The sequence below is a fragment of the Actinomycetospora chiangmaiensis DSM 45062 genome (genome assembly GCF_000379625.1).
Taxonomy (GTDB): domain Bacteria; phylum Actinomycetota; class Actinomycetes; order Mycobacteriales; family Pseudonocardiaceae; genus Actinomycetospora; species Actinomycetospora chiangmaiensis.
Genome location: NZ_KB903217.1, coordinates 36125 through 62233 on the forward strand (window position 1 = coordinate 36125; position 26109 = coordinate 62233).

Genomic DNA, 26109 nt, shown 5'->3' on the forward strand with positions numbered 1-26109 from the left:
CCTCGGATGTCACGGCTGCGCAGCAGGCGTATCTCGGTGCTGGTGGCGTGCGCGGCGGCGGCCGCCCTCGCCCTGACCGGTTGTGGTTCGTCGTCGTCGTCGAACCAGGAGTCGCAGGCCTCCAAGGCCACGACCGTGGCGGAGGCGGGCGGCATGGACGCCCTCGTCGCCGCGGCCAAGGCGGAGGGGCAGCTGAACACGATCACGCTGCCGGCCAACTGGGCGAACTACGGGAACATCATCCAGACGTTCCAGAACAAGTACGGCATCAAGATCAACAACGCGAACCCCGACGGGTCGAGCCAGGACGAGATCAACGCGGTCACCCAGCTCAAGGGCCAGGACCGCGCCCCCGACGTGCTCGACCTCGGCCAGTCCTTCGCCATCGGTGCGGCGAACCAGAACCTGCTCGCCCCGTACAAGGTGGCGAGCTTCGACCAGATCCCCGCGAACGCGAAGGACGCCCAGGGACGCTGGTTCTCCGACTACGGCGGCTACGTCTCGATCGGCTACGACCCCGCCCGCGTGCCGGTGCCGCCGACGAGCCTGAAGGACCTGCTCAACCCGCAGTACCGCAACCAGGTCGGCATCAACGGCGACCCGACGCAGGCCGGTGCCGCCTTCGCCGCCGTCTACGCCGCCGCGCTGGCCAACGGCGGGAACTTCGACAACATCGCGCCCGGCGTCGACTTCTTCAAGCAGCTCAAGGCGACCGGCAACTTCGTGCCGGTGAAGGGCAGCGCCGCCACCGTGCAGAGCGGCCAGACCCCGATCCTCGTCTACTGGGACTACCTGCAGGTCTCGCAGGTCCAGTCGCAGGTGCCGAACTACAAGGTCACGATCCCGAGCGACGCCGCGTACGCCGCCTACTACTCCCAGGCGATCAACGCGACCGCCCCGCACCCGGCCGCGGCGCGCCTCTGGGAGGAGTTCCTGTACTCCACCGAGGGCCAGAACCTCTGGTTGCAGGGCGCGGCCCGGCCGATCCTGCTGCCGACCATGGTGCAGAACGGCACGGTCGACCAGGCCGCCTACGCGAAGCTGCCGCCGGCTCCGGCGGGAGCGCCGCAGTACCCGTCCGACGCGCAGCAGACGGCGGCGAAGCAGGTCGTGAGCCAGCAGTGGGCCGCGGCGACCGGCAGCTGACCCGTCGATGAAGCAGCGAGAGGTCCCGGCCTGGGTGGGCGTCGTCCCGTTCGCGGCCTACACGGTGGTCTTCCTCGGCGTGCCGGTGGTGGCCGTCGTCCTCGGGTCGTTCGTCGACCCGGCGACCGGCGCGTTCACGCTGGACAACTTCGGTATCGCCACGTCGGGGGTGTACCTGCGGGGCTTCGGCTCCAGCATCGGGCTCTCGCTGGTCACCGCGCTCGTGCCCGGTGTGCTCGGGCTGGTGCTCGCCCTCGCGGTGCGCGCCAGCCCGAGCCTCCGGCTCAAGCGCGCGGTGGCCACCGCGTCCGGGGTGTTCGCCAACTTCGGCGGCGTCCCGCTCGCGTTCCTGTTCGTCGCCACGCTCGGCTCGACGGGCCTCGTCGTCGAGCTGGTCAAGGCGGTCGGCGTCGACCTCTACGGCGCCGGGTTCAGCCTCTACAGCTTCTGGGGCGTGGCGATCGTCTACGGCTACTTCCAGATCCCGCTGATGGTCCTCGTCATCACCCCCGCGCTCGAGGGGCTGCGGCCGAACTGGCGGGAGGCCGCCGACAACCTCGGGGCCACCCCCGTCCAGTACTGGCGCCACGTGGGCCTGCCGGTCCTCGCGCCCGCGGTCCTGGGCTGCATGCTGCTGCTCTTCGGCTCGGCGTTCTCCGCCTACGCCACGACGAGCGCGCTGACCAGCGGCAGCCTCGCGCTGACGCCCATCCAGATCGGCTCGTTCCTCAACGGCAACGTGCTCTCCGGCCAGGAGAACGTGGGACGGGCGCTCGGCGTCGGCATGATCGTCGTCGTCGGGGTGCTCATGGCCCTCTACGCCCTGCTGCAGCGGAGGGTCTCGCGATGGCTGCAGTGATCTCCGACCTCGGGGCCACGACGACCGCCGAGCCCCCCGCTCCGGCCCGTTCCCGACGGCGGGGCGGCTCGGCCTGGGCCCGTCGGCTCGTCCTCGTGATCGCGGGCCTCTATTTCCTGGTGCCGCTCTACGCCGCGTTCCGGTTCGCGATCGGCACCTCCGACGGCGGGGTCTCCGGCGCGGTCTTCGCCGGCATCCCGGCCCAGGACGGCTTCCTCGACGCGATCACGCTGACCGTCCGGCTCGCGGTGATCGCGCTCGTGATCACCCTGGTGCTCGTCGTGCCCACGGCCGTGTGGGTGCACCTGCGGATGCCCCGGCTGCGTCGGGTGCTGGAGGGCGTGACGCTGCTGCCGATCGTCGTGCCGCCGGTGGTCCTGATCATCGGGGTGCTCGAGGTGGCGCCGCCGGAGCTCAAGGGCACCCCGGACCTGCTCGCCCTGGTGTACGTGGTGCTGGCGCTGCCGTTCGCCTACCGGGCCCTCGACTCCGGCCTGCAAGCGATCCCGCTGACGACCCTCGTCGAGGCGTCCCGGTCGCTCGGCGCCGGCTGGGGCCGCACGCTCGTGTCGGTGGTCCTGCCCAACCTGCGGTCGGCGCTGCTCGCGGCCGTCGTGCTCACCGTCGCCATGGTGTTCGGCGAGTACACGATGGCGAGCCTCGACCAGTACCAGACGTTCCCGGTGTGGATCGTCGTGTTCCAGCAGGCCAACGCCCGCGTCTCGGTGGCGGTCTCGTTGCTCGCCCTGCTCGGCACCTGGGCCCTGCTGTGGCTCATCTCCCTCGTCGACCGCCGCCGTCAGTCCCCGGAGGACACGTGACCACCACCGACGCCGCCGAGACCCGCACCGACCCGGCATCGGGACGGCGCGCGGGGGTCGCGGTGGAGCTGCGCGACCTGAACCGCCGGTTCGGCGAGGTCCGCGCGCTCGACGGGTTCTCGCTGGATCTCGCGCCCGGCGAGCTGGTCACCCTGCTCGGTCCCTCGGGCTGCGGGAAGACGACCGCGCTGCGGGCCCTCGCGGGGCTGGAGGCCGTGGACTCGGGGACGGTCGTCGTCGGCGGCCGCGACCTGCGCGGGGTGCCCGTCCGGCAGCGCGACATGGGCATGGTCTTCCAGAGCTACAGCCTGTTCCCGAACCTCACCGCCCGCGACAACGTGGCGTTCGGGCTCCGGGTGCGGGGGCAGGACAAGGCCGCGCGGCGCCGCCGGGCCGACGAGCTGCTCGAGCTCGTCGAGCTGGGCGGCCGCGGTGACCGCTACCCCCACCAGCTCTCGGGCGGGCAGCAGCAGCGGGTGGCGCTCGCCCGCGCCCTCGCGCCCGAGCCGCAGGTGCTGCTGCTCGACGAGCCGCTCTCGGCGCTCGACGCGAAGGTCCGGGTCGCGCTGCGCGAGCAGATCCGCGCGGTCCAGACCCGCCTCGGCACGACGACGCTGTTCGTCACCCACGACCAGGAGGAGGCCCTGTCGATCTCCGACCGGGTCGGGGTGATGCGCGACGGGCGCCTCGAGCAGATCGCCTCGCCGGCCGAGCTCTACGCGCGGCCCGCGACGCCGTTCGTGGCGGAGTTCGTCGGCACCATGAACCACCTGCCCGGCACGACGACGGCCGACGGCGTCGAGGTCCTCGGCCGGCGGCTCCCGGTGACGACGGGTCGCCCGGCCGGTGCCGAGGTCGACGTCCTGCTGCGGCCCGAGGCGCTCCTCGTGACCCCCGACCCGCACGGGACCGGGGTGGTCGTCGCGACGACGTTCCTCGGGGCCGTGACGCGGGTGCACGTGCGGGTGGGGGATACGCAGCGCAGCGGAGCTCGACCCGGTGGGGACGGGACGACGGTCCTGGTGGACCGGCCGAGCGCCGCCGTGGCCGGGCTGGGGCCCGGCGCGGGCGTCACCGTCGAGCCGGCCCCGGACGCGCAGCCGCTGGTGGCCTGACGGCACCGGACGGACCGGTCGACGGCGCCGAGGTGCCCGGCGGGACGGTGCCCCCGCCGGCGTCGGGTGGTCCCCCCGCGGGGAGGACTGCGGGCTCGGCGACGACCGCGGCGCGAACCGCCACGTGCAGGGTCAGCCGGGTCTCGACGTCCGCGAGGTCGTGCCCCGAGAGCTCCCGAATGCGGCCCAGCCGGTAGCGCAACGTCGAGCGGTGGATGTGCAGGGCGGCGGCGGTGGCGTCGTAGTTGCCGCCCTTGTCGAGGTAGACCCCCAGCGTGTGAACGAGGCCGGCGTGGCGTTCGGCGTCGTAGGCGAGCAGGGCACCGAGCCAGTCCTCGACGAACGCCGTCGCCTCGCGGCGGCTCTCGGTGGTGGCGAGGAGCCGGTAGATCCCGAGGTGCTCGAACGGGACCAGGTCCCGGCGGTCGGCCCCACGGGTGCACACCGCCAGGGCCTGCATCGCCTCGCGGTAGGAGCGGGGGAGGTGCTCTGGTCGCTCGACGAAGCCGCCGACGCCGATCGCGGGGGCGTCCTGCAGCACCTCGCTGAACGCGTCGTGGACGACCTGCCACGCCACTTCGGAACCGTTCCGGCCCCCCCCGTGCCCTCCGCCGCGGTCCGACCACGGGGGCGTCGCGGCGCCCTCGGCGTCCCGCCACGGGCCGGGGGTCCCGCAGACGAGGACGGCGGTCTGCCCCTGCAGGGTGCCGAGGAAGGACATCTCGAGGCGGCGCGCGACGTGCTCCATCAGGTCGCCCACGGTCCCGCCTTCGGGCCAGCGGCCGTGACGGGGCCGGACGGCGAGGACACGGTGGGGACCGGTGAGGTCGTGGTCGAGGGTCGAGGCACGGCCGACCCGGCGGTCGACCTCGGCCTCGAGGTCGTCGGGGGGGCACTCGAGCAGGACCGTCTCCACGAGGTCGTGGCGCAGCCGCAGTTCGGTCCGGGCCAGGTGGCGGCGGTGGAGCAGGTGGAGGGTGAGCGCACTGGTCGCCAGACCGAGCGCGTGCACGGCCCCGACGCGGAGGCTCCCGAGGGGCTCGTCGGCCGTCGGGTCGGACTCGTCGGCGGGTCCGAGGGTGCCCTGCGGATCGACGACGACGATCACGCCGAGGACGTTGCCGTGGGACGCGGCGACGCTGGCCAGCCGTTCGCCCATCCGCAGCGGCCCCGACCCGCGCCGCACCGCAGCGACGAGGCGGTCGCGCTGCGAGCGGGTCAAGCGCGGGGACGGGCCGTCACCGTCGCCGCCCGCCCGGGCCAGGACCCGGCCGAACGGGTCCTCCACGGTCACGCCGAGGCCGAGGTGCTCGTGGAGGACCTCGGCGAGTCCCCGCTCCGGGAGGTCGGTGACGAGTGCCCGGCCGAGGGCGGCCTGGAAGCGGTGGTCGCGGGCCAGTGCGGCCTCGATGCCGTCCCGGGTGCGGTGGTCGCCCACGAGCTGCAGTTGATGAGCGGCGCGTTCGGGTCCGATCCCATTGCGCCCACTACGGTGCGTGGTCCTCACAGGAGGAACAGTGACGCCCGCCCTCGGCCTGGGGCAGCACCCCCAGCGAAACCCGGGGTTGGCGACTGGCCGTAGAACGAACACAATGGTGTCCCGGACGGCCGCGCTGACCCCCCACGCCCCGACCGCCCTCGCGCGACACCCACACCGGATGACGAGATCGCGACGTGAGCGCACACCTCCGGGGAGAGCTGGTCTTCGAGAGCGACCAGCTGGGCCCCACCGAGGAGTTCCTCAGCACCCACTACGCCCCGATGCGCATCGGGTCGGGGAGCCGTGACCGGTCCCCGGCGCGGATCCTGCGCACGGCCGGCGGGGGCGTGAGTGTGGATCGCCTCGAGCTCGGCTTCACCATGAGCTACGACGTCGAACCACTGGGCACCATCTGTCTGTGCGACATCAGCACGGGCACCGTCGACGACCACCAGGTGGACGGCGCCCAGGCCGCCGAGACCTACGGGCCGGGCCAGGTGTTCTCGTTCGCGCCGCCGGACCGTCCCTACCGGGGCCGGATCAACCACGCCCGCTACAGCATCACGATGCTCGACCCCGCCCTGCTCGGCCAGGTCGCCGCCCCCGCCGACGACCGTCTCCCCGTGCGGCTGCTCGATCACCACCCGGTGACGGCGGCGGCCAGTGCCCGGCTGCGGCGGGTCATCGACCACGTCGACGCGGTGCTGCGCGACCCCGGTGCGCCGCTGGTGACCGCCACCGCGGGCCAGCACCTGGCCGCCGCCGTGCTGCACACCTTCCCCAACACGGCGCTGAGCGAGCCCACGCCCACCGACCGCCACGACGCGCACCCCGACACCGTGCGCCGCGCCGTGGCGTTCATCGAGGCCGACCCCGCCCGGGAGATGACCCTGGCCGAGATCGCCGCGGCCGCGCACGTCACCCCGCGCGCCCTGCAGTACGCCTTCGTCCGTCACCTGCAGACCACCCCGATGGCCTACCTGCGCCGGGTCCGCCTCGACGCCGCCCACCGCGACCTGCAGGCCGCCGACCCCCGCGACGGCGACACCGTCACCACCATCGCCGCCCGGTGGGGGTTCGCCCACCCCGGCCGCTTCGCCACCGCCTACCGCGACGCGTACGGCCGAGCGCCGAGCCGCACCCTGCACGGGTGACGGCGTCCGGTCAGCACCCGCCGACGGCGGGCCGTCCGGGGTGCCGCAGGGCGGCGGTGAGGGTCGGGTAGAGCTCGAAGAGGGTCTCGTCGTCGAGGAGGGTCCGGGTGGCCGCCGAGGCCCGCCGGCCACGGACGACGCGGAGGTCGACATCCGCGTCGCCGGCCTCGTAGGCCAGCTCGCACAGGACGCCCGCCGCCGCGTCGGGGTCGACGTCGCGGACGGCCGTGAGGTCCACGACGACGGGAGCGGCGGAGCGGGCGAGCAGACCCCGGCACTCGCGCCGCAGCTCCGCCGCGGCCGCCGCGTCCACGACGGGGCGGGCCCGGAGCAGCCGGACGCCGCCGGCCGTCTCCGTGACGGGTGGCCGGGCGTGGTCGGCGCGGCGGGGGGAGCGACCGTCGTCCGTCTTCATCGGTCGACCTTCGTCGGAGCCCCGCCGTCGGTTCGGCGTGGGTGGTCGACGGCCGTGGCCCGCGGCAGTCCGGATGCTCGGTACACCCGACGAGAGTGGTGCACCGGGCGGTCCGGGGTCGATCCGCCGACGGCAACGGGCGACCGTCCGGCGACGGAGCGGCCCGGTGGTGGCTGCGGGTCGGCTCAGCCGTGACGGAGCGTCGCCGCCGGTGGACGGCCGTACTCCCGGCGGTAGGCCGCGGAGAACCGGCCGAGGTGGCCGAAGCCCCAGCGGTGCGCGACGGCGGCCACGGTCGTCGCGAGTGGGTCGGCGCCGCGCAGTTCGTCGTGCGCGCGCTCGAGCCGGACGCGCCGCACGTAGGCCATGGGGGTGGTGTCGAGGTGGCGACGGAAGCCGTCGTGCAGGGTGCGGGTGGAGGCGCCGGCCAGGCTGGCGAGCTCGGTGGGGGTGAAGGGCCGGGCGGGGTCGCTGCGGATGGCCTCGACGGCGCGGCGCACGGGCGTCCGGCTCCAGCAGGGAGTCGGGCGCTCCAGCGCGGCCCGCCACCGGTGCCCGGTGGCGTGGACGAAGCCAGCGACCACGGCGTCGTGCAGGGGCGCGGCGATCATGGGGTGTCGCAGCACGCTCGACGTCTCGCGGGCCTCCTCGCACAGGAGCCGGACGAGCCGGTCCCAGCGCCGCCCCGGGCCGCGGCGCAGGTCGAGGTCCGGGTCCAGCACCGGGTCCGGCGGCACGGGGTGACCGACCTGCTCTTCCAGCGCCGCGTTCACGGCCCGCCGGTCGATGCGCACGGCGTAGGAGGCGTAGTCGTCGCTCGTCGTCATCGCCACCGCGCCCACGGGGTGGTAGACCGCCCCGAGGCCCGGCGTGACGTCCACCGCGTGCTTGCGGTGCCGGGCGTGCATCGAGCCCGAGGCCGAGTAGTTGACGTAGTAGCAGTCCTCCAGGTCGGCCATGCCGATCTCGAGCCCGGCGCTGAGGTGGGCCACCCCGACCGCCAGGGCGCCGAGGACGACGCCGTCGAAGCGGAAGTCGTAGTCGGCCGCCCGGTCGCGGAGGTCCATCGAGGTGGTGAAGAAGTCCTTCCCCACGGCCGCCTTGGCGCCCTCGAGATCGTGCTCCCGGAACGAGAAGAGCTCGGCGGTTCCCACTGACACCCCACCACCATAGGCATCCGAGAGGTCAGGACGGACCTGCCGGACCGGGTATCGTCCGACACCGGACGACCTGGTCGGACGGCCGGGCGTCCGGCGCCGACGCCGCTCAGCGGGCCACCCGCAGCGACCGGATCACCCCGAGCGCGCGGTCGCGGTCGGCGACCGGGACCAGCAGGTGGTCGTGGTGGAACCCGGCGAGCACGTTGCAGCTGATCCCCGCCGCGCCGAGGGCGCCGGAGAACGCCGCCGTCAGGCCGACCGCCTCCAGCGCGGAGTGCACCGTGAGCGTCAGCCATGCCGCGACGAATCCGTAGGCCACCCCGAGCTCGTCGGCGTCCGGCCGGCGCAGCACCAGCGTGACGCCCTCGTCCTCGACCACGACGGCGAGCGCCCGCCCGGTGGCGGGGTGCCCGGGCGCGACCGTGGCGTAGACGAACTCCCCGTCGCGGGCCACCGCGTCGAGGGTGGCGAGCATCGCCGCCAGGTCGCGGGAACCGGTCACCCGCCCAGCCTCGCACCCGGCCATGATCGAGGGATGCTGCACACGACGACGACGCCCTCGCAGCGGCGTGCGGCCTTCCGGGCGGGGCTCGCCTCCACCACCCTGCAGCGACTGCCGGGCGCGCCCAACCCGCTCGCCGCGCGGATGATCGCCGAGGCCGGGTTCGAGGGGGTCTACCTGTCGGGGGCGGTGGTCTCGGCCGACCTGGGCCTGCCCGACGTCGGGCTGACGACGCTCTCGGAGGTCGCGGGCCGGGCCGCCCAGGTCGCGCGCGTCACCGACCTCCCGCTCCTGGTCGACGCCGACACCGGGTTCGGCGAACCGCTCTCGGTGGCCCGCACCGTGCAGGTCCTCGAGGACGCGGGCGCGGCCGGGTGCCACCTCGAGGACCAGGAGAACCCGAAGCGCTGCGGGCACCTCGCGGGCAAGCGCCTCCGGTCGCCGGAGGCGATGGAGCGGACGATCACCGCCGCCGTGGGTGCCCGCCGCGACCCCGACTTCGTGCTCTGCGCCCGCACCGATGCGGCCGCCGTCGAGGGCCTGGACGCGGCGATCGACCGGGCCCGCCGCTACGTCGACGCGGGCGCCGACATGATCTTCGCCGAGGCGCTGCCGGGTGCGGCCGAGTTCGAGCGGTTCCGGGCCGCGGTCGACGTCCCGCTGCTCGCCAACATGACCGAGTTCGGCCGCAGCGAGCTGCTCACCACCGCCCGGCTCACCGAGATCGGCGTGGACGCGGTGATCTACCCCGTGACCCTGTTCCGCCTGGCCATGGGAGCGATCGCCGACGGGCTGGCGACGCTCGCCGCCGACGGGACCCAGGCCGCCCTCGTCGACCGGATGCAGACCCGCGACGAGCTCTACCGGGTCCTCGACTACGACGCCTACGCGGAGTTCGACAGCTCGGTCGCCGACTTCCGACCGGAGTAGTCGGGCAGGACGATCATGGTCACCGGCGGTTCGGGCACCACGGACCGGAAGCGTCCGACGGTGGCGCGCACCGGACCGGCCAGCAGCCGGGCCCCGGCCCCGGCCCCGGCGCGGGCCGGGGGACGGTGACCAGGGGCACTGAGCTAGCGATCCCCGTCGCGTTAGGATTGTTACGCCCGTATTACCGACCGACCGGAGTGGTCAGCAGTGAACGCGCAGGGACAGCGGTGGCAGTCGAGCACCTTCTCGAGCGGCGGCCCGAGCCGTGTGGAGTGGCGATTCGACGGCGGGCAGGTGCAGCTGCGCCACCGCGGACACTCCGAGCAGGGCACCCTGACCCTCAGCCGATCGGAGTGGCAGGCGTTCGTCGCCGCCGCCAAGGCCGGTCAGGCCGGCAGCATCGCCTACTGATCATCCGGTCGTGACGGGTTCCGGGTCGGCCTCGGCCGGCGCCGGCTCCCGGCGCGGCCGCACCAGCGCGATCAGCCCGCCGACGACGAGCGTGACCACGACGCCCAGCACGACGAACCACGGGAACGCGAGCGCCTTGCCGTCGATCGAGACGCCGAGGGCGACGACGAGGGTCACCAGCAGCGTCGTCACGAAGGCGGTGAACGCGGCCACGCCGTCGGCCCGGCGGACGAGCAGGCCGAGCAGGAACGCGCCGAGCAGCGCGCCGTAGGCGTAGGACGCGATCGCGAGGCCGAGGACCACGACGGGGTCCTTGGACGAGGTGAACAGCGACGCGAACGCCACCATGATCACCGCCCAGGCCCCGGTCATCCACCGGGCGACCCGGAGCATCGTCCCCTCGGCCGGGTGCCAGCCCAGCCACGCGCGGCCCAGGTCGGCCAGCGTCGAGGTCGAGAGCGAGTTCAGCGCGGACGACAGCGAGCCCATCGTGGCCGCGAGGATGCCCGCCACGAGCAGGCCGGAGAGCCCCATCGGCAGCTCCCTCAGGATGAACGCCGGGAAGATCTCGTCGGTGCTGCCCAGCCCCAGGGAGCTCACCGTGGCCCCGCCGTTGCGGGCCCACAGCAAGGCGCCGACCAACGAGAACAGCGCGAACTGGACCATGATCGCGAGCGCCGAGCCGATCATGGCCTTCCGGCCGTCCGAGAGGGACCGGCAGGAGAGCACCCGCTGCACGATCAGCTGGTCGGAGCCGTGCGAGCCCATCGTGAGCACCGCGCCGCCGATCACCGCGGTGAGGAACGCGTACGGGTTGGTGAGGACCGGGCCGTCGAACTGGAAGACGGCGAACTTCCCGGCGTCCCACGCGGCGGCCCAGCCGGCGCCGTCGACCTGGGTCGCGAGGACCGCGATGCACACGACCGCCCCGGCGACGTAGAGCCCCGTCTGGAGGAAGTCGGTCCAGACGACGGCCTTCATGCCCCCGACGTAGGTGTAGGCGACGGTGACCGCCGTGATGACGAGGACGATCACGAGGTAGTTCACGTCGAGCCCGAACTCGGCGAGCAGGAGCTTGATCGGGATGGCGCCCGCGAAGAGCCGCACGCCCTCGGCGAGCAGCCGCGTCACCAGGAACGTCAACGACGCCAGTCCCTGGGTGTGCCGCCCGAACCGCTGCCCCAGGTATTCGTAGGCGGACACGAACCCGCCCCGGAAGTACAGCGGCATCAGCACGAACGCCACGAGGGTCCGGCCGATGAGGTAGCCGACGGCCAGCTCCACGTACGAGAACGACCCGCCGTAGGCCACGCCCGGCACGCTGATGACGGTGAGGGTGGAGGTCTCGGTCGCGACGATCGAGAACATCACCGCCCACCACGGCAGCGAGCGCTCGCCGGTGAAGTAGTCCGTGGCCGAGCGCTGCCGCCCGGAGAGCTTCAGCCCGATCACCGCGATCGCCACGAGATAGGCGACGATCACGGCCAGGTTGACGGCGTCGTGCATCCGCGGCTCCTCCTCGTGGTGATCTTGCGCAGACCGCCGGGCGCGTCGACGTCGACGCCGCGGGCCGTGGCGAGCCGCCACGCCAGCTTCTGGGCGGGGACGACGGCGACGATCGGGGAGACCAGGGGTGGAATTCCCGACGGCAGGTCCGGTCCGATCACGACGACGGGTGCGCCCCGCGCCCGGAGCTCGTCGCGCACGGCGAGCACCGAGGCGCTGCCGCGCTCGCCCTCGGGCGCGACGAGCAGGGCCGGGGTGCCGGGACCGACCGCCCCGATCGGACCGTGGCGCAGGTCGGCGGGGGAGAAGGGGGCGACCAGCGACCCGGTCAGCTCCGTCAGCTTCAGCGCCGCCTCGTGGGCGGTGGCGAGGTTGACCCCGCGCCCGACCGTCACCCCGCGCCAGGACGCCCCGAACACCTCGACCGCTGCGTCCACGTCGACCTCCAGGGCCCGACCCATCAGGTCGGGCACGCGGTCGAGGTCCGCCAGCAGCGCGTCGGCGGCGGGTTCGGGGGCGAGGCCCGCGGCGATCACCGCGAGGGCGGCGAGCGAGGTCGTGTAGGTCCCGGTGGCGGCGACCGGCCGCTCCTCGCCGAGACCCAGCGGGAGCACGAGGTCGGCCTGGGCGGCCAGGTCGGAGCCGGAGTCGTTCGTGACGGCGAGGGTGGGCGCGCCCCGCTCCCGGGCGTCGCGCAGGACCGCCACGACGTCGGGCGAGCTCCCGGACTGCGAGATCCCCACGACGAGCCGCCGGTACACGGGCGGCGAGGCCCCGTACGTCGTGACCAGGCTGGGGGCCGCGAGCGTGACCTCCCGCTCCGCGACGAGCGGGATCAGGTACTGCGCGTAGCGCGCGGCGTTGTCGGAGCTGCCCCGGGCGGCGACGACGACCCCGCAGGCCGCGGCGGCGAGGTCGCGCACGGCCGCGACGGCCGCACCCGCCGTCGTCAGGAAGGAGCGCAGGCCGGCGGGCTGGGCGTGGAGTTCGGTCTCGAGCACGCTCACCGCGCCACCTCCTCCCCGCCCAGCAGCACCCGGGTGACGGCGAGGGCGTCGTCGAGGACCGTCACGTCGGCGACGCCTCCCGGGCGCAGGACGCCGAGGTCGGGGTGCGGGCGGTGGGCCGGGCCGAGGAGCCGCGCGGGCGTGGCGGTGGCGGCGACGAGGGCGGCGGCGAGGTCGACCTCGGCGGCGACCGCGACGCGGACGCAACCCACGAGGGTGGCGGCGCTGCCGGCGAGCGTGCCGTCGGGGTTGCGGACCGCGCCGTCGGCGAGGGTCAGCTCGACGTCCCCGAGCCGGAAGGTCCCGTCGGTCCGGCCCAGGCCGGCGGCGGCCGTCGCGTCGGTGATCAGCGCCCAGCGGCCCCGCGCGGCGGCGGTGACGACCCGCAGCACGTCGGGGGCGAGGTGGTGACCGTCGGCGATCACGGTGACGATCACCCCGGGGTGGGCCAGCGCGGCCGCGGCGAGGCCGGGGGCGCGGTGGTCGAAGCCGGACATGGCGTTGAAGAGGTGCGTGGCGCCGGCGATCCCGGCGTCGAACCCGGCGTGGGCGTCGGCCGCGGGGGCGTCGCTGTGCCCCGCCATCACGGTCACCCCGGCGCGCAGGGCTGCGGCGATCAGCGCGTGCGCCCCGTCCAGCTCCGGCGCGAGCGTGGTGAGGGCGACCGCACCCGCCGTCAGGAAGGAGGCGAACACCGCCGGGTCGGGCGCGCGGAGGAACTCCGGGGGATGGGTGCCGGGGCGTGTCGCGGAGAGGAACGGCCCCTCGACGTGCGCGCCGAGCAGGCGGGCGCCGTGCGGGGCGGGGCGGGCGGCGTCGAGGACGCGCAGCGCGTTGCGGGTGGTGTCGGGCGCGGCGGTGATGACCGTCGGCGCGACCGCCGTGACCCCGTCGCGGGCCAGCGCGGCGCGGAAGGCGTGCACCTCGTCGGGGTCGCGGACCGCGGTGAGGTCGACGCCCGCGTAGCCGTTGCACTGCACGTCGACGAGGCCCGGCACGGCGATCGCGCCGCCGCGGGCGGCGGGCAGCCCGACGGCCTCGACCCGGCCGTCGACCACCGACACGTCCCCCCGGTACAGCTGCCCGCCGACGAGGGCGGCGGAGACCCCGAGCCTCACCGCACGATCTCCAGGGCGTGCACGGCCGCGACCGGCTCGGGCAGGCGCAGGGGCCGGTGCCCGGAGCTGATTCGGCCGAGGACGCGGGGCGTCCGCGAGCCGGTGGCGCCGGGGAGGACCCCGGGGACCCCGTGCCAGGTCAGGGCACCGAGCAGGGCGGTCAGCACGGCCTCCTTGGCGTCGGCCGGCAGCCCCCGCTCGTCGGCGGACACGAGGGGGACCGGGGCGAGCTCCGCGGCGAGCGCGGCCCGCAGCGTCGGGTTGGCCATGCCGCCGCCGGAGCCGACGACCTCCACCGCGCCGTGGGACCGGCAGGCGTCGGCGACGGTGCGCGCGGTCAGGGCGACGAGGGTGGCGGCGAGGTCGGCGGCCGTGATGCCGGGTGCGGCGTGGGCGACCGCGACGTCGAGCGCGGGGGCGGTGAAGAGCTCGCGGCCCGTCGTCTTCGGCGGCGGCGCGGCGTAGTAGGGCTCGGCGAGCAGGTGCCCGAGCAGCGCGGCGTCGACCGTGCCGGCGCCCGCGAGCGCCCCGTCGACGTCGTAGGGGGAGCCGGTGTCGCGCTGCGCGACGACGTCGAGCCAGCAGTTGGCCGGGCCGGTGTCGAAGGCGGTGATCCCCGCCGGGGCGACCACGGTGACGTTCGCGATCCCGCCCAGGTTCAGTGCGATCCGCGGGTCCGTGCCGGCGAGCCACAGCGCGTCCAGCGTGCTGGCCAGCGGGGCGCCGTGGCCGCCCGCGGCGATGTCGGTGGAGCGCAGGTCGCTCACGACGGGCAGGCCGGTCGCCTCCGCGATCCACGCCGGCTGGCCGAGCTGCAGCCCGCCGGTCGCACGGCCCTCGTGCATGCCGTGGAACACGGTCTGGCCGAGCCAGGCCACCAGGTCGGCGTCGTACCCGACGGCGGCCGCGGCGGCCGCGCGCCCGACGGCGTGGTCGAGCGCGGCGATCTCCCCGACCGTCGTCGTCGCCGGCGGGAGGACCGCGAGGAGCCGGTCCTGCAGGTCGTCGGGCCACGGGACGGCGTGGTGGTGACGGACGGCGAGCGTCGTCGTCGGCCCGACCCCGACCTCGCACACCGCGACGTCGAGCCCGTCCGCCGAGGTGCCCGACAGCATCCCCACGACGATCACCGGCCCACCGTCGCGGGGTCGAGCTCCGCTGCGCTCCGTCTCCCGACCGCGGCCCGTACCGACCCCGCCGTCGCCAACCGCTCACGGGCGGCGGGGGAGTCCACCCCGGCGAGCAGCGCGACGACGGCGGCCGCGACGTCGTCCCCGGCCGCGGCGAGCGCGGCGCGCGCTGCGGCCTCGTCGACCCCGGCGGCGTCGCGCACGATCCGCTCGGCGCGGCGGCGCAGCTTCGCGTTGGTCACCCGGACCCCGACCATCCACGGCCCGTAGGTCGCGCCCGCCCGGACCATGGCGGCCGTCGTCAGGGTGTTCAGCGTGATCTTCTGCGCGGTCCCCGCGGCGAGCCGGGTCGAGCCTGCGAGCACCTCGGGACCGGTGACCAGCTCGATCGCGACGTCGGCCAGCGCGGCCACCGGACTGCCGGTCGCGTTGACGACGGCGACGGTGGCGGCCCCCCGCTCGCGCGCGGCCCGCAGCGCCCCGAGCACGTACGGGGTCCGCCCGGAGGCCGCGACGCCGACGACGACGTCGTCCGGCCCGACCCCCGCGGCCTCGACGTCGGCCCGGCCGGCCGCGTCGTCGTCCTCGGCGCCCTCGACCGCCGCGTCCGCCGCGTCCGGGCCGCCTGCGAGGAGCGCGATCGCCCGGGTGGGGTCGAGCCCGAAGGTCGGCGGCAGCTCGGCGGCGTCCTGCATCGCGAGCCGGCCGGACGTGCCCGCGCCCGTGTAGACCAGCCGCCCGCCCCGGCGGAACGCCGCCCCCAGCAGCTCCGCGGCCCGGGCGAGCGGTCCGGCCGTCGCCGCGACCGCGCCCGGCGCCGCCGCCTGCCCGTCGAGCAGGCGGGCGACGAGGTCCGGCGTGGCCAGCGCGTCGAGCTCCTCGGAGCCCGGCCGGACGCCCTCGGTCGGCAGCCGGTCGGTGTCGGCCGCGGGGCCGCCCGCCCTCGCCCGGTCCCGACGACGGGTCACGCTCGCCTCGTGCGCGGTCGTCCCGTCGACGGCGAGGGTGAGGAGGCCGTCGAGGGCGTCGCCGCCGGCGTCGTACAGCGTGAGCCCGGCAGCCCGCAGCCGATCCGACAGGGGCCCGGCGAGGCCGCCGACGAGGGCCACCTCCGGTGACAGCGAAGCGTCGTTGCCGGCGTCGAGTGGCAGGAAATCCGCACCGTGGACCGCGGCTCGCGCGGTCGCCACCAGCTCGGCCACGGCCGCGTCGACGATCCACCCCGCGACGGCGTCGCCCGCGTCCGCCGCCGCGAGCACGGCCGGCGCGAACGCCGCCAGGTCGGCCGCGCCCGTCGGACGGTGCGCGAGCAGCTCCCGGCCCGGTCCGACCAGGGTCGTCGCCGGCCCCGCCCCGTCGAGCGCCCGCAGCGCCGCCCGCAGTCCCTGCTGCCCGATCGCCGCGCCGCTCCCGGCATCACCCAGGAGCAGGCCGTGGCCGTCGACCCGCCGGACGGTGCCCGCGGCGTCGACCCCGAGCGCCACCGCGCCCGTCCCGACCGCCAGCACCACGCCCGCCCGGTGTCCCGCGAAGGCGCCGACGTGCCAGGCGACGACGTCCGACGTCACCGCCACCGCCGCCGGGGCCCGGCCGTCCCAGCCCGCCGTCAGGACCTCGGCGAGCTCGGCCGCCGCGCCCGGCAGCGTGAGGGCGCCCGGCACCCCGACGGCGAGTGTCCACGGCTCCCGGGGGACCGGGTCGACGGCCCGCCGGAGCACCGCGGCCACCGCGGCGGCGCCCCCGGGATCCCCGAGCCCCGCACCCGTCGTCAGGACGGAGCGGGTGCCGTCCACCGCGATGCGGGCGCCCGAGCGACCCAGGTCGACCGCGACCACCGTCACGGGGCGTCCGCCGAGACCAGCCTGCCGACCGCGGCCGCCTCGCCCGGGGTCGAGCTCCGCTGCGACGCGTCGCCCGGCGGGATGATGTCCATCTCGATGAGGTACCGGTCGCCCCGCGCGAACGACTCGACGCGTTCGATCACCTCGCCGTGGTGGTCGCGGGAGGTCCGCACGAAGCGGAGCGCGGGGGAGCCGGCGGGCACGCCGAGCAGGCCGGCGTCCTTCGCGGTGAGGACCACGGGCGCCACCGACTGCGTCCCGGACCGGATCCGCCGATCGAAGCGCTCGGCGAGGATCTCGTAGTAGGAGGAGGGGCCGTCGAGGTCGTCGCCGGTCAGGCCGGGGACGCGGGAGGCCGGGACGTGCAGGGTCTCGAGGGTCATGGGCTCGTCGTCGGCGAGCCGCACGCGGCACACGCGGAGCACCTGCTCGCCCCCGGGCATCTCGAGGCGCGCGGCGAGGTCGGTGTCGGCCACGACGGTGTCCCACCACAGCAGGCGCGACGACGGCTCCAGCCCCCGCCGGCGCATGTCGTCGCCGAAGGAGGTCGCCATGAGCGGCTGCGCGACGGCGGGGCGGCGCACGAACGTGCCCGCTCCGTGGCGGCGTTCGACGATGCGGCGGGCCATGAGCTCCTCGAGCGCCTTGCGCACGGTCGCCCGGGATACGCCGAAACGGGTCGACAGGTCTCGTTCGCCTGGCAGCATGGCTCCCGGCCCGAGCTCTGCGCACAGCGCTGCGACCTTGGCGCCCACTTCCGTCGATCGCGTCAGAGCCACGGAAGAGGTATAGACCTGTGATTGGTGTGAAGCAAGAGGTACGTACCTTTGCTGCCGCGCTGTCCGACCCCTGGGCGCCGCCCGACCGGGTCCGCGGCCGGGGCAGAATCGTCGGGTGGAGATCGTCCGGCTCGTCGTGTCGCGGGAGCACGCCTACCTCGGACGTCCGTCCGACGGCCCGGCGCGGGTCGACACCGCGCAGCCGTCGTCGATCGAGCTGCGCGCGGGGTTCGGTGTGGTCGGCGACCGCTACGCGGGCCGTGCCGCCCACCGTGACGCCGCCCTGACGATCGTCGCCGCGGAGGCCCTCGAGGCGGTGGCCGCCGAGCTCGGCGTGCCGGCCTTCGACCCGGTCCTCCTCCGGCGGACCGTCGTCACGCGCGGGCTCGACGTCGAGCGGCTCCGCGGCACCGACGTCCTGCTCGACTCGGGCGACGGGCCCGTCCTGCTCGGCGGCCGTCGCCCCGCCGTGCCGTGCGGCTGGATGGACGCGGTGCTCGCCCCGGCCGCGCACGCCCTGCTGCGCGGGCGCGCGGGCGTGCGCTTCGCCGTCCTCGGGTCCGGCACCCTGCGGGTCGGTCCGCTGTCGGTCTCCTTCCCGACGACGGGTGGGGGCCTCTTCGACGAGGAGGTCCTGCTCGACCCGGCCCGGGCCGGCGTGGGGAGCCGGCGGCGCTGAGCGGATCCCCCCGCCGAGGCGTCATTCACCGGTCCCACCGTGGGGCCGCCCGCCTGACGAGTGACGCCTCGTGGGCGTCGCGCGAGCCCCTGCCCAGGGCGACCGGACCCTGCTACGGTGCGCCGGTGATTGCAAAGTGCAACTGCTGGGGGTTCGGATGACGGACACGACCTGCCACATGTCGATCTCGGTGGACGGCTTCGCCGCGGGCCCGGACCAGAGCCGCGAGAACCCGCTCGGGAAGCGGGGGATCGAGGTGCACGGCTGGCACATCGGGGACCCCCGGGCCACCGAGGCCGACGAGACCGCGACCGGCTGGCTCATGCGGCCGCGCGGGGCCTACGTGATGGGCCGCAACATGTTCGGGCCCGTCCGCGGCGAGTGGGACGAGGACTGGCGCGGCTGGTGGGGCGACGAGCCGCCGTACCACGCCCCCGTCTTCGTCCTGACCCACTACGCGCACGACCCGATCGAGATGGCCGGCGGGACGACCTTCCACTTCGTCACCGACGGGTTCGACGCCGCCTACGCGCAGGCGCGGGAGGTCGCGGGCGACCGCGGCGTCGACATCGCCGGGGGCGCCTCGACCGTGCGGCAGGCGCTGATCGCGGGCGTCGTCGACGAGTTCACCCTCGACATCGCACCCACGCTGCTCGGGTCGGGGGAGCGCCTCTTCGACGGGGTCGGCAGCTTCGACTTCGAGCCCGTCGAGGTCCTGCACTCGCCGCTGAGCACCCACATCCGCTACCGGCGGACGTGAGGGTCAAGCAGCCGCGAGCACCATCCCCGCCGCGACCACGCCGCCGGCGGTCCACGCGACGACGCGGTACCGGTTGGTCCGCACGAGCCGGGCGAGGACCTCGTCGTCGTACCCCTGCGAGAGCCGCTGGTGGCAGGGCACCGACACCAGCACGGTCACGACGACGGTGGCGGCGCCGCACACCCCGGCGAGCGCCGCCGCCCAGAACGGCACGCCCGCCGGGCGCCAGACCAGCAGCACCGCGCAGGTGACGCCCTGCACCGCCCACGGCGCGGACACCGTCCACGCCATCAGCCGGGTGTGCCGGTCGTGCCAGGCCGACCACGCCGACCGGTCGATGCCGGCGAACCCGGGGTAGACGAGCACCTGGACCACCCACACGAGCCCGACGCAGAACCAGACGGCGGCGGCGTGGACGACGAGGAGCGGCACCGCCTAGCAGTACCCGCGCCCGGCGCCGTCAGGCACCGAGCCGGGCCGAGAGGTCGGCGGCCGCCTCCACCGTCGCCGCGACGATCTCCGGCAGCGCCGGGCGCACCCGGCCGACCGGCCCCGAGACGTTGACCGCGGCGACCACCCCGCCGTGCACGTCCCGAACCGGGGCCGACGCGCCCGCCAGGCGGCGGTCCAGCTCGCCGTCGACCACCGCGTGCCCGTCGCCGAGCGTGCGGCGGGCGATCGCGGGGTCCAGCCCGGCTGCGGTCAGCCTGCGGACGAGCAGGGCCTCGTCGCGGAAGGCGAGCAGCACCCGGCCCGCCGAGCTGACCTCAACCGGCACGTCGGACACGTCGAAGGCGACGCGGGGCGGCGACCCGTCCCCGGCCACCGTCAGGACCGTGGCCACGGCGTCGCCGTGCAGGCGGCAGAGGTGCGCCCCGGTCGCGAGGCGGGCGGCCAGCACCGTCAGCACCCGACCCGCCGTCCGGACCAGCCGCGCCTCGGTGGTCCGGGCCGCGAACGCGTACAGCCGCCACCCGAGCGCGTACCGCCGGGTGCGGGCGTCCCGCTCGACGAGGCCCTGCCCGGCGAGGGCGGCGAGCGCGCGGGACACCTGGCTCTCGGTGCGCCCGGTGAGGACGGCGAGCCGGGCCACGCCCAGGCCCCCGGCCTGCGCCTCGGGGGCGGCGAGCGCGTCGAGCAGGTCCACGTCGCGTCGCAGCCCCTCCATCAGGCCAGGCTACTTGCGCTCACCGCAAGAGTCCCTTGCCCGCCGGCGGGACCGCGGGTGCACTCCACGCCGGGAGGTGGCGGCCGTGAAGATCACCGACATCCGCGTCACGGAGCACGTCGTCGAGCTGGACCCGCCGATGCACGCGGCGTGGGACCCGGACCCGCGGCACACGTTCGCGGCGACCGTGGTGCGGGTCGAGACCGACGCCGGCATCACCGGGGTCGGCTCCGGCGACACGATGGCCGGGTTCGCCCCGCACGTCGGTCACTTCCTCGGCACCGACCCGCTCGCCATGGCCGTCCAGGTGCGCCGCATCGAGTCCGTCGCCTTCCACGGCGGACGCTTCTGGCCGCTCGAGGCCGCGCTGTGGGACGTCGTCGGACAGGCCACCGGACTCCCGGTCTCGGTGCTGTTCGGCGGGACGGCCGACCGGCTCCCGGTCTACGCGTCGTGGTGCTCGGTGCAGCCCGCCGCGCGCCGGGCGCAGGACGCCGCCGACCTCGAGGCGCTGGGCTTCCGGGCGGTCAAGGTCCGGGTGGACCCCCGCGACCCGGAACCGGGGATCGCCTCGGTCGCGGCGGTGCGGGAGTCCAGCGACCTCGACGTGCTCGTCGACCTCAACCAGGCCTGGCGCATGGCGGGCGACGTCCGGCCCGCCGTCGAACTGGTGGAAATCCGGCGGCTGGTGCGCCTCCTCGCCGAGTTCGAGCCGGGCTGGATCGAGGAGCCCCTGCCGTACGACGACGTCGAGGGTCACCGGCTGCTGCGCGCCGAGAACCCGGGGCTGCGGATCGCCTCGGGGGAGATGTGCGACAACCGGCCCCAGCTCGACGCGCTCACCGACGCGCTCGACGTGGTCCAGACCGACGTCGTGCTCTCCCTCGGGATGTCGCGCACCCGGACGCTGGCCGAGTCGCTCGCCGCCCGCCACCGCCGGTTCACCCCGCACACCTGGTCCAACGGCCTCGGCCTGCTCGCGAACCTGCACGTCGCGGCCGGTGTCGGCGCCGGGCCGTACCTGGAGTTCCCCTACGACCCCGCCGGCGGCTGGACCCCCGAGCGGCGGGACTTCCTGCTCGCCGACCCGCTGTGGCCGGCCGCCGACGGCACCCTCGCCGTCCCGCAGGCGCCCGGCCTCGGCGCCGTCCTGCACCCCTCGCTCTCGGACACCTGACCCCCCACCGCCGCTGACCCCGCACCCGACGGAGCCCCCGATGACCACCGTGCCGACCGGTGCCTGCGCCTGCCCCGCGACCACGCCGTTCCTGCACGAACCCGGCCCCGCGGTCGACTCCGGTCCCGGGGCGCTCGCGCGGCTCGGCGACCACGTCCTCGACGTGCACGCCGGCGCCCGCTCCGGCGGGGCCGTCGTCGTCACCGACGCCGGGCTCCGCGCCACCGGCATCGTCGACGAGGTGCTCTCCGTGCTCGCCGCGACGGGCTGCCCGACCGTGGTCGTCGACGACGTCCCCGGCAACCCGACCGTCCCCGCCGTCGAGGCCGGCGCGCGCATCGTCGCGGAGGCGTTCCCGGGCAGCCGACCCGTCGTCGTCGCGGTCGGCGGGGGCTCGGCGCTCGACGCGGCCAAGGGGATCGCGCGGCTCGCCGCCGACCCCACCGGACCCGGACTCCCGCTCGTCGCGATCCCGACGACGGCGGGCACGGGCGCCGAGACCAACGGCTTCGGCGTCCTCGAGGACCCGGCCCGGCGCTGCAAGGTCTACTGCGGCGACGGCACGACGACGCCGCGGGTCGCGCTGCTCGACCCGCTCCTGACGCACGGCCTCCCGCCCGGTGCCACCGCGGCGACCGGGGTCGACGCCCTCGTCCACGCCCTCGAGTCGCTCGTGAGCCGCGGCCGCAGCCCGATCTCGGAGGCGTATGCGGCCGAGGCGCTGCGACGGGTCTGGCGGTGGCTGCCGGTCGCCCACGCCGACGGGTCCGACCCCACCGCCCGCGCCGAGATGCTGCTGGGCGCGCACCTCGCCGGGCAGGCCCTGACCCGCTCCGGGCTCGGCCTCGTGCACGGCCTGGGCCACGCCCTCACCGCCCACCACGGCGTGGTCCACGGCCGGGCGCTGGCGATGGTGCTGCCGGAGGTGGTGGCCTGGTCGCTCGACGACGTCGGGTCCACCGACGCCGGCGCCTGGGCCCGCGTCGCCGACCTGCTCGGCCTGCGCCACCCCGCGGAGCTGCCGGGAGCCCTCGCGCGCTGGACCGACGCCGTCGGGGTCCCGCCCGGGATCGACCGCGCCGCGCTCGCGCTCGGGCCCGCCGGGATCGAGGCCCTCGCCGCCACGGCCGCCGCCGATCCGGTGTGCCGCAACGCACCCCGGACGGCCGACCGGGGGGCACTGTCGGGTCTGCTCACACGCTCCGCACACTGAGCCCGCGCGCTTTGTGGAGATGCAACAGAACCCGTGAGCCACTCGTCGCTTCGGCTGTAGAGACGCGGGGGAAGGCGTCCTTACCGTCGAGAGCATGATCGCTGGAGTGCTCGCCCGGGCCACGCGTGCGTTGACCACGCCGCTGCTGCCCGACGACTGCCTGGCCTTCGTCAACCCGCTGTGGTCGGTCCGCGTGCCGCGGGGGCGCATCGTCGCGACCCGTCCCGTCGGTCCGTCGACCACCGAGCTCACCCTCCGCACCGGCGCGGGCTGGGGCGGCCACCGGCCGGGCCAGCACGTCGGCCTCGGGGTGGACCTCGGCGGTCGCCGGCACTGGCGCACCTACTCGATCACCTCGGCCCCCACCGACGAACACCTCACCGTGAGCGTCACCGCCGTGCCGGACGGGTCCGTGTCGACCCACCTGGCACGCGTGGCGCGCCCGGGCGACCTCGTCGGCCTCGGTCCGGCCGCGGGCGGGTTCACCGCCGAGGGGTCGCTCCTGATGATCTCCGGCGGCAGCGGCATCACCCCGATGCTCGGCCTGCTGCGCGGCGGGACCGCCGACGACGTCGTGCTCGTCCACTCGGGGCGTGGCGCCCACGTGCACGCCGACGACCTGGCCGGGCTCCCCGCCACGGTCCACCGCCACGACAGCACCACCGGGCACCTGCGGCCCGCCGACCTCGACGCGCTGGTGCCCGACTGGCGCTCGCGCACGATGCTCGTCTGCGGCCCCGCCGGGATGCTCGAGACGTTCACCGCGGCGGCCGCGGCCGCCGGCGTGCCCTGCGTCGTCGAGCGGTTCCGCCCGCCCGAGCCGGTGGCGGCCGGGACCGGCGGCACCGTCACCTTCACGACGTCGGGTGTCACCGCGGAGGCCGACGCCGTCACCCCGCTGCTGCGCGCCGGCGAGGACGCCGGCGCCCTGCTGCCCAGCGGCTGCCGCATGGGCATCTGCCACACCTGCGTCGGACGACTCACCGCCGGCGCCGTCCGCAACCTGCACACCGGCGAGCTCGAGACCGCGGACGACGGCGAGGTCGTCGTCCGCACCTGCGTCTCGGCCGCCGCCGGCGACTGCGCCGTCGACCTGTAGCCCTCCGCTCCCCAGCTCCGAGGAGACCCCATGACCGCCCTCGACCATCGCCCGCTCACCGATCCCGAGGTCATCCCGGACCACGTGACCCGGATCAACGAGGCCAAGACGCCCACCGGCCCCGGCCGCCCGGGCGCCTCGACGGCGCACATCACGGCGTCGACGGCCCACCTGTCCGTCGAGGACATCGAGCGCATCGGGTCGGAGCTCGAGGCCATCCGCGACGAGGTCATGTCCTCGCTCGGCGAGGCCGACGCCCGCTACATCCGCCGGGTCATCCGCACCCAGCGCGGCCTCGAGATCGCGGGCCGCATCCTCCTGCTCGGCGCGCTCTTCCCGCCGGCCTTCGTGCTCGGGTCCGCGTCGCTCGGCGTCGCGAAGATCCTCGAGAACATGGAGATCGGGCACAACGTCCTGCACGGCCAGTGGGACTGGATGCGCGACCCGGAGATCCACTCCACCACCTGGGAGTGGGACCACGTCTCCACCGCGTCGTCGTGGCAGCAGACGCACAACTACCTGCACCACACCTACACCAACGTCCACAACAAGGACCGGGACATCGGCTACAACGTGCTGCGGGTGGACCCCGACCAGCCGTGGCACCCGACCCACCTGTGGCAGACCGTCACCAACCTCGGCCTCGCGCTGATCTTCGAGTACGGCATCGCGGCCTTCGACCTCGAGATCGACCAGGTCCAGCGCGGCGAGAAGACCTGGGCCGAGAAGATGCCCGAGATCAGGGTCATGCTGCGCAAGGCCGGCAAGCAGGCGCTCAAGGACTACGTGGTCTTCCCGGCGCTCTCCGGGCCCTCGTTCGTGCCCGCGCTGGTCGGCGGCCTGCTCGCCAACACCATCCGCAACGTGTGGTCGCACGCGGTGATCTTCTGCGGGCACTTCCCGGTCGAGGTCGAGACCTTCGACGAGGAGCGCCTCGAGAACGAGTCGCAGGCCGAGTGGTACGTGCGCCAGATGCTCGGTTCGGCGAACATCGAGGGCTCGGCGCTGCTGCACATCATGACCGGGAACCTGTCCCACCAGATCGAGCACCACCTCTTCCCGGACATGCCGTCCAACCACTACGCCGCGATCGCGCCCAAGGTGCGCGACCTGTGCCGCCGCTACGGGCTGCCCTACCACTCGGGCCCGATGTGGAAGCAGTACGGCGGCGTGCTGTGGAAGATCGCGCGGCTGTCGTTCCCCGGCGGGCACGAGACGATCGACAAGCGTCGTCGTCGGGCGCTGCCGGTGGGCCGGAAGGCGGCGGCGACGCTGCGCCGGTTGCGGCAGCGGGCGGTGCCCCAGGCCGCCTGAGCCCGCGTCGGCTCCGCGCCGCACCCGCTGTTGCCTATGATTCGTCCGTGACGGACGAACGTCGGTGGCAGGAGGATCGGGAGCGGTTCGTGGACAGCAACTCCGACGACGCACTGGGGCCGCTGGCCGAGCAGTTCGTGGCGCTCGGCCAGTCGCTGGTCGGGGCGCCGGACGACGGGGTGACCGCGGTGCTCGATCGCATCGTGCAGGCGGCCCGGGAGGTCACGGGCGTCGACGTCGTGTCGGTGACCCTGCGCGAGGGCGACGGCTTCACCACGCCCGTGGAGACCGACCCGGTGGCGAGCAAGGCCGACGCCGTGCAGTACGAGGTCGGCGAGGGACCGTGCGTCGCGGCCACGGTCGAGGAGGGGCTCGGCTACGCGGCCTCCTCCGACCTCGCGAACGACACCCGCTGGACGCGCTTCGGACCCGCCGCGGCCGAGCTCGGGCTGCACTCGGTCTTCGCCACCGGGATGTTCCCCTCCGGCGACCAGCCGCGGCTCGGCGCGCTGAACTACTACTCGCGCCAGGTCGGCGGGCTCGACGACGTCGACCGCGACATGGCGCTCATCTTCGCCACGCACGCCGCGGTGGTGCTGCGCAGCGCCCAGGCCGTCGAGGCGGCCGAGCTGCGGGCCGCGCAGCTGCAGGAGGCGGTGCGCTCCCGCGACGTCATCGGCCAGGCCAAGGGCATCCTCATGGAGCGCCGCGGCCTCACCGCCGACCAGGCGTTCGACACGCTGCGCCGCACCTCGCAGGAACTCAACGTCAAGCTCCGCGACCTGGCGGCGACCCTCGCGTCGCGTCGGGCGGACCTCTGACCGGTTTACGACACCCGTTCGAACGGGCACCCACTGTCACCCGTGGAGACCTTGCGGGACGCCATGTCGCACAGTCTCCGGAGGTTCCCGTGGCCGCCCCCACCCCGTCCGAACTCCCCGCCGGTCTGGCCGAGCGCCGTCGGCACGCCCGTTCCGCCGCCGCGCGTCGCGCCGTCGCCGGGGTCGGCACCAGCTGGTACGACGACGGGTGCGTCGCCCTCGCCGTCGTCGGTGTCGCCGGCCCCTGCCAGGTCAGGGCGCTCCGGGAGCTGCGTCCGCAGCTCGCGCGGGAGGCGTGGGCGGAGCTCGTCATCGACCTGTCCCACCTCGACGGCGAGTGCGGCCCGGCGCTCGTGCGGGTGCTCGGCCAGCTCCGCGTCCAGCGGCTGACCGCCGGCGCGCGGGTCGAGGTGCATGGCGCGCCGGCCGAGGCCGTCGCCGAACTCGGGGCCCGGCGCGCCACCACCTTCACCGTGCGGGACGAGCCGGCCCGGAGCCGGTGAC

Annotated in this window: 27 protein-coding genes; 15 read left to right on the forward strand and 12 right to left on the reverse strand. The window is 75.3% G+C overall.

Features of this window, described 5'->3' with window-relative positions; translation table 11 throughout:
- The first annotated feature begins 6 nt into the window (after positions 1-6).
- Genes A3CO_RS0100250 through A3CO_RS0100265 form a run of 4 tightly spaced genes read left to right on the forward strand, consistent with a single transcriptional unit; the run spans position 7 to position 3941 of the window.
- A complete protein-coding gene (locus A3CO_RS0100250; RefSeq protein ID WP_033413229.1) occupies positions 7-1146 on the forward strand; it encodes an ABC transporter substrate-binding protein in 1140 nt (379 codons plus the stop codon).
- Positions 1147-1153: 7 nt separating this feature from the next.
- The gene (locus tag A3CO_RS0100255; RefSeq protein WP_026204132.1) at positions 1154-2005 is read left to right on the forward strand and encodes an ABC transporter permease; all 852 of its coding nucleotides are present in this window, start codon (positions 1154-1156) and stop codon (positions 2003-2005) included.
- On the forward strand, positions 1993-2826 hold the full coding sequence (locus A3CO_RS29285) for an ABC transporter permease (RefSeq protein WP_084681445.1): 834 nt from the start codon (positions 1993-1995) through the stop codon (positions 2824-2826). The genes A3CO_RS0100255 and A3CO_RS29285 overlap by 13 nt, the downstream gene beginning before the upstream one ends.
- Entirely contained in the window at positions 2823-3941 is a 1119-nt protein-coding gene (locus A3CO_RS0100265; protein WP_018330229.1) for an ABC transporter ATP-binding protein, read from the forward strand. The genes A3CO_RS29285 and A3CO_RS0100265 overlap by 4 nt, the downstream gene beginning before the upstream one ends.
- Here A3CO_RS0100265 and A3CO_RS29290 read toward each other — a convergent pair.
- Positions 3898-5379 carry a PucR family transcriptional regulator gene (locus tag A3CO_RS29290; protein ID WP_018330230.1) on the reverse strand — a complete coding sequence of 494 codons (1482 nt, stop codon included), beginning with the start codon at positions 5377-5379 and terminating at the stop codon, positions 3898-3900. The two genes, A3CO_RS0100265 and A3CO_RS29290, sit on opposite strands and share 44 nt — an antisense overlap.
- Before the next feature lie 236 nt (positions 5380-5615).
- Here A3CO_RS29290 and A3CO_RS0100275 point away from each other — a divergent pair, with 236 nt between their 5' ends.
- The gene (locus A3CO_RS0100275) at positions 5616-6575 is read left to right on the forward strand and encodes a helix-turn-helix transcriptional regulator (RefSeq protein ID WP_018330231.1); all 960 of its coding nucleotides are present in this window, start codon (positions 5616-5618) and stop codon (positions 6573-6575) included.
- 10 nt (positions 6576-6585) lie between these two features.
- Here A3CO_RS0100275 and A3CO_RS0100280 read toward each other — a convergent pair whose 3' ends face one another.
- The 3 genes from A3CO_RS0100280 to A3CO_RS0100290 all read right to left on the reverse strand — a co-directional run bounded on the left by A3CO_RS0100280 (position 6586) and on the right by A3CO_RS0100290 (position 8652).
- Positions 6586-6990 carry an STAS domain-containing protein gene (locus A3CO_RS0100280; protein ID WP_018330232.1) on the reverse strand — a complete coding sequence of 135 codons (405 nt, stop codon included), beginning with the start codon at positions 6988-6990 and terminating at the stop codon, positions 6586-6588.
- A 185-nt stretch (positions 6991-7175) separates the two neighbouring features.
- The gene (locus tag A3CO_RS35145; protein ID WP_157646894.1) at positions 7176-8150 is read right to left on the reverse strand and encodes a helix-turn-helix transcriptional regulator; all 975 of its coding nucleotides are present in this window, start codon (positions 8148-8150) and stop codon (positions 7176-7178) included.
- Positions 8151-8256: 106 nt separating this feature from the next.
- Positions 8257-8652, reverse strand: coding sequence for an ACT domain-containing protein (locus A3CO_RS0100290; RefSeq protein WP_018330234.1), 396 nt, complete (start codon positions 8650-8652; stop codon positions 8257-8259).
- A 33-nt stretch (positions 8653-8685) separates the two neighbouring features.
- Between A3CO_RS0100290 and prpB the strand changes: the two genes are divergently transcribed.
- On the forward strand, positions 8686-9582 hold the full coding sequence (prpB, locus tag A3CO_RS0100295) for a methylisocitrate lyase (RefSeq protein WP_018330235.1): 897 nt from the start codon (positions 8686-8688) through the stop codon (positions 9580-9582).
- Between the two features lie 207 nt (positions 9583-9789).
- Positions 9790-9993 (forward strand): DUF397 domain-containing protein, encoded by a 204-nt coding sequence (locus tag A3CO_RS0100305; protein WP_018330236.1) that lies wholly within the window; start codon positions 9790-9792, stop codon positions 9991-9993.
- Here A3CO_RS0100305 and A3CO_RS0100310 read toward each other — a convergent pair whose 3' ends face one another.
- From A3CO_RS0100310 to A3CO_RS29315, 6 genes are read right to left on the reverse strand one after another with little or no spacing between them, the layout of a single operon-like run.
- Positions 9994-11499: a sodium:solute symporter gene (locus A3CO_RS0100310; protein ID WP_018330237.1), complete on the reverse strand. Its 1506-nt coding sequence runs from the start codon at positions 11497-11499 to the stop codon at positions 9994-9996.
- Positions 11472-12506 carry an SIS domain-containing protein gene (locus A3CO_RS29300; RefSeq protein ID WP_018330238.1) on the reverse strand — a complete coding sequence of 345 codons (1035 nt, stop codon included), beginning with the start codon at positions 12504-12506 and terminating at the stop codon, positions 11472-11474. The genes A3CO_RS0100310 and A3CO_RS29300 overlap by 28 nt, the downstream gene beginning before the upstream one ends.
- Positions 12503-13624 (reverse strand): N-acetylglucosamine-6-phosphate deacetylase, encoded by a 1122-nt coding sequence (gene nagA / locus A3CO_RS29305; protein ID WP_018330239.1) that lies wholly within the window; start codon positions 13622-13624, stop codon positions 12503-12505. Before nagA ends, A3CO_RS29300 begins: the two co-directional genes overlap by 4 nt.
- Positions 13621-14754, reverse strand: coding sequence for an anhydro-N-acetylmuramic acid kinase (locus A3CO_RS0100325; RefSeq protein WP_018330240.1), 1134 nt, complete (start codon positions 14752-14754; stop codon positions 13621-13623). The genes nagA and A3CO_RS0100325 overlap by 4 nt, the downstream gene beginning before the upstream one ends.
- Positions 14751-16595 carry an N-acetylmuramic acid 6-phosphate etherase gene (locus A3CO_RS38855; protein ID WP_018330241.1) on the reverse strand — a complete coding sequence of 615 codons (1845 nt, stop codon included), beginning with the start codon at positions 16593-16595 and terminating at the stop codon, positions 14751-14753. The genes A3CO_RS0100325 and A3CO_RS38855 overlap by 4 nt, the downstream gene beginning before the upstream one ends.
- Complete coding sequence (locus A3CO_RS29315) at positions 16592-17374, reverse strand: GntR family transcriptional regulator (protein WP_342663134.1); 783 nt, start codon at positions 17372-17374, stop codon at positions 16592-16594. The genes A3CO_RS38855 and A3CO_RS29315 overlap by 4 nt, the downstream gene beginning before the upstream one ends.
- A gap of 115 nt (positions 17375-17489) precedes the next feature.
- Here A3CO_RS29315 and A3CO_RS29320 point away from each other — a divergent pair, with 115 nt between their 5' ends.
- Together A3CO_RS29320 and A3CO_RS0100345 are read left to right on the forward strand one after the other, a co-directional pair.
- Positions 17490-18053, forward strand: coding sequence for an MOSC domain-containing protein (locus A3CO_RS29320; RefSeq protein ID WP_018330243.1), 564 nt, complete (start codon positions 17490-17492; stop codon positions 18051-18053).
- A 157-nt stretch (positions 18054-18210) separates the two neighbouring features.
- Entirely contained in the window at positions 18211-18813 is a 603-nt protein-coding gene (locus tag A3CO_RS0100345; protein WP_026204133.1) for a dihydrofolate reductase family protein, read from the forward strand.
- 3 nt (positions 18814-18816) lie between these two features.
- Here A3CO_RS0100345 and A3CO_RS0100350 read toward each other — a convergent pair whose 3' ends face one another.
- Positions 18817-19245: a hypothetical protein gene (locus A3CO_RS0100350; RefSeq protein WP_018330245.1), complete on the reverse strand. Its 429-nt coding sequence runs from the start codon at positions 19243-19245 to the stop codon at positions 18817-18819.
- Between the two features lie 28 nt (positions 19246-19273).
- Positions 19274-19981: an IclR family transcriptional regulator gene (locus A3CO_RS0100355; protein ID WP_018330246.1), complete on the reverse strand. Its 708-nt coding sequence runs from the start codon at positions 19979-19981 to the stop codon at positions 19274-19276.
- Between the two features lie 85 nt (positions 19982-20066).
- Between A3CO_RS0100355 and A3CO_RS0100360 the strand changes: the two genes are divergently transcribed.
- The 6 genes from A3CO_RS0100360 to A3CO_RS0100385 all read left to right on the forward strand — a co-directional run bounded on the left by A3CO_RS0100360 (position 20067) and on the right by A3CO_RS0100385 (position 26108).
- Positions 20067-21158 carry a mandelate racemase/muconate lactonizing enzyme family protein gene (locus tag A3CO_RS0100360; protein ID WP_018330247.1) on the forward strand — a complete coding sequence of 364 codons (1092 nt, stop codon included), beginning with the start codon at positions 20067-20069 and terminating at the stop codon, positions 21156-21158.
- Positions 21159-21198: 40 nt separating this feature from the next.
- The gene (locus A3CO_RS0100365) at positions 21199-22371 is read left to right on the forward strand and encodes an iron-containing alcohol dehydrogenase family protein (protein ID WP_018330248.1); all 1173 of its coding nucleotides are present in this window, start codon (positions 21199-21201) and stop codon (positions 22369-22371) included.
- 94 nt (positions 22372-22465) lie between these two features.
- Positions 22466-23470, forward strand: a complete 1005-nt coding sequence (locus A3CO_RS0100370) for a flavin reductase family protein (RefSeq protein WP_026204136.1) — start codon at positions 22466-22468, stop codon at positions 23468-23470.
- Positions 23471-23620: 150 nt separating this feature from the next.
- On the forward strand, positions 23621-24784 hold the full coding sequence (locus A3CO_RS0100375) for a fatty acid desaturase family protein (protein ID WP_033413339.1): 1164 nt from the start codon (positions 23621-23623) through the stop codon (positions 24782-24784).
- Positions 24785-24831: 47 nt separating this feature from the next.
- Positions 24832-25605, forward strand: coding sequence for a GAF and ANTAR domain-containing protein (locus A3CO_RS0100380; protein ID WP_018330251.1), 774 nt, complete (start codon positions 24832-24834; stop codon positions 25603-25605).
- 89 nt (positions 25606-25694) lie between these two features.
- On the forward strand, positions 25695-26108 hold the full coding sequence (locus tag A3CO_RS0100385; RefSeq protein WP_018330252.1) for a hypothetical protein: 414 nt from the start codon (positions 25695-25697) through the stop codon (positions 26106-26108).
- Position 26109: the final 1 nt, after the last annotated feature.